Annotated in this window: 3 protein-coding genes; all 3 read left to right on the top strand. The window is 73.1% G+C overall.

The annotated features are described in order from the left end of the window. On the top strand, positions 1 to 207 hold a 207-nt coding region (locus ACFYTE_RS42230; RefSeq protein WP_388722622.1), incomplete at its 5' end, for an alpha-glucosidase C-terminal domain-containing protein. Positions 208 to 329: 122 nt separating this feature from the next. After that, positions 330 to 1,727, top strand: coding sequence for a phosphotransferase (locus ACFYTE_RS42235; protein WP_388722624.1), 1,398 nt, complete (start codon positions 330 to 332; stop codon positions 1,725 to 1,727). Positions 1,728 to 1,758: 31 nt separating this feature from the next. After that, positions 1,759 to 3,211, top strand: a 1,453-nt coding sequence (glgB, locus tag ACFYTE_RS42240) for a 1,4-alpha-glucan branching enzyme (RefSeq protein ID WP_388722626.1), incomplete at its 3' end; no start/stop codon positions are given.

A 3,211-nucleotide genomic window follows, 5' to 3' on the forward strand; every position in this document is an offset into this window, starting at 1 on the left:
GAACACGACGACGACCTCGTACTCTGCGTCCACAACTTCTCCCGCTTCGCCCAACCCACAGAGCTGGATCTGGGGCGGTTCGGCGGCCGGCATCCGGTCGAGCTGTTCGGCGGGGTGCGCTTCCCGGCGATCGGCAGGCTGCCGTATCTGCTGACCCTCGCGGGCCACGGCTTCTACTGGTTCCGATTGCGCGGGGACACCGTGTAGCGGCCCCCTGAAGGCACCGGCGGGACGGTTTCCAGCGCCCCGCCCGGGGCACGCATCAGTAACACCCCACCGGCTCGGGCGCCCAGGAGGCGTACCGAAGAATGGGGAAAGGACGTGACGCCATGGCGGAAACGGTCACCCCGTCCGGCACGACGAGTCCGGCTCATATCCTCGCGTCCCTCGATCCCCTGCTGCGCGAGTGGCTGCCGAGGCAACGCTGGTTCGCGGGGAAGGGGCGCCCGGTCACCGGGTTCTCACCGGTGGCGGTCACCGAGTTGCTGCTCTCCGGCCGCCTCGGCCTGTACCACCTGCTGGTCCGCGCCCACCAGCCGCCCGCACCGGGCGCCCGGCCGCAGCCCGGCGACTGCTACCAACTGCTCGTGGGCGCGCGCGAGGCACTGCCGCCCCGGCTGGCGCCCGCGCTGATCGGACACGTGGACCAGGGGCCGCTCACCGGACGCACGGTGTACGACGCCCTGTACGACCCCCGGCCCGCCGAGGTGCTGCTGGAGGCGCTGCGCACCCGGGCCCGTATCGGGGTGCTGCGCTTCGAGCGGGACTCGGGGCAGGAGATACGCGACGGGCTGGTGGCCCGGCTGCTGACCGCCGAGCAGTCCAACTCCTCGGTGGTCTATGGAGATACGTTCATTCTGAAGCTGTTGCGCCGGGTCGTGCCCGGCGTCAACCCCGATCTGGAGATACCGCTGGCGCTGGCCGGCGAGGGCTGCGCCCGGGTGCCCGCGCCGACCGCCTGGCTGCGGGCGGAGATCACGGAGGCGGCCGGCGAGCCCGCTGTGCTGGCCGTGCTCCAGCCCTTCGTGCGGGGTGCCACGGACGGCTGGGAGCTGGCGCTGCGCCAGCTGGCCAAGGGCGAGGACTTCGACACGGAGGCGCGGGCGCTGGGCCGGGCCACCGCCGAGGTGCACACCGCGCTCGCGCACGCGCTGCCCACGGTCACCCTGGGCCGCGGCCGGCTGGAGCCGCTGGTCGACGGCATGATCGAGCGGCTGGAGGGTGCCGTCCTCGCGGTGCCCGCCCTTCGCCCCTACGCGCCCGGGCTGCGGTCCGCCTTCACCGCGCTGGCCGACCTGGCCGCCGAGGGGCGCACCTGGACCGCGCAGCGCATCCATGGCGATCTGCACCTCGGGCAGTGCCTGCGCGCGCCGTCCGGACCGTGGTCGCTGATCGACTTCGAGGGCGAGCCGGCCCGGCCGCTGGCCGAGCGGCGCATGCCGCAGCCCGCACTGCGGGACGTCGCGGGAATGCTGCGCTCCTTCGACTACGCGGCGCGGTCGGCGAGCCCGCCGGCGCCCGGCTGGGCCGAGGTGTGCCGGGCCGCGTACTGCACCGGGTACGCCGAGGTCACCGGGCGTGATCCGCGCACCGACCCGGTGCTGCTGCGGGCGTACGAGACCGACAAGGCGGTCTACGAGGTCCTCTACGAGGCCCGCCACCGCCCCGACTGGCTGCCCGTGCCCCTGGCGGCGGTCAAACGCCTCGCCTCATCCGACCAGCCCTGACCCGCCCGCCCCGCGCCGAGGAGGCCCACCCGTGACCCCGCGCCCCCCGTCCAGCGCCCCGGACCCACACGACCGGCACCCCCACGCTCCCGCCGCCGAACAACCACCCCAGGCCGGGGATGTCGAGGGCATGGCCGTCCCGGCTCTCGGCGCGGCGGACCGGGAGCGGTTGCCGGCCGGGACGCACCATGATCCGCATTCTGTGCTCGGGGCGCATCCGGTGGCCGGCGGTGTGGTGTTCCGGGCCTTCAGGCCGTACGCCCTGTCGGTCGCCGTCGTCACCGACGACCTGCGGGCCGAACTGCACGACGACGGCGGTGGTTTCTTCTCGGCCCTGCTGCCGCTTCGTGACGTCCCCGCGTACCGGCTGCGCGTGACGTACGAGGGCGCCGTCCACGAGACCGAGGACGCCTACCGCTTCCTGCCCGCGCTCGGCGAGCTGGATCTGCATCTGATCGGCGAGGGCCGGCATGAGCAGCTGTGGCGGGCGCTGGGCGCCGAGCCCATGACGCACCAGGGCGTGACCGGCACCCGCTTCACCGTGTGGGCGCCGAACGCCCGGGGTGTGCGACTGGCCGGCGGGTTCAACTTCTGGGACGGCACCGGGTATCCGATGCGCTCGCTCGGCTCCTCGGGCGTCTGGGAACTGTTCGTGCCCGGCATCGGCGAGGGCGAGCCGTACAAGTTCGAGATCACCCGGCCCGACGGCTCCCGCACCCTGCGCGCCGACCCGCTGGCCCGCCGCACCGAGGTTCCGCCCGCCACCTCCTCGATCGTGCACGCCTCGCACCATGTGTGGGGCGACGACGAGTGGCTGGCGCACCGCGCGGACAGCCCGGTGCACGAGGCGCCGTTCTCCGTGTACGAGGTCCACCTGCCGTCCTGGCGACCAGGGCTGACGTACCGTCAACTTGTGGATGAACTCCCTGCATATGTCAAGGAGTTGGGTTTCACCCATGTGGAGCTGATGCCGGTCGCCGAGCATCCCTTCGGCGGCTCCTGGGGCTACCAGGTCACCGGCTTCTACGCGCCGACCGCCCGCCTCGGCACCCCCGACGACTTCAAGTACCTGGTCGACGCCCTGCACCGGGCGGGCATCGGCGTCCTCATGGACTGGGTGCCGGCCCACTTCCCGCGCGACGACTGGGCGCTGGCCCAGTTCGACGGCCGCCCGCTGTACGAGCACGCGGACCCGCTGCGGGCCGCGCACCCCGACTGGGGCACCCTGGAGTTCGACTTCGGCCGCCGCGAGGTGCGCAACTTCCTGGTCGCCAACGCCGTGTACTGGTGCGAGGAGTTCCACATCGACGGCCTGCGCGTCGACGCCGTCGCCTCCATGCTCTACCTCGACTACTCGCGCGAGCCGGGCCAGTGGACGCCCAATGAGCACGGCGGCCGGGAGAACCTGGACGCGGTGGCGTTCCTCCAGGAGATGAACGCCACCGTCTACCGCCGCTGCCCCGGCGTGGTCACCATCGCCGAGG

The organism is Streptomyces sp. NPDC004629 (genome assembly GCF_042873595.1).
Taxonomy (GTDB): Bacteria; Actinomycetota; Actinomycetes; order Streptomycetales; family Streptomycetaceae; genus Streptomyces.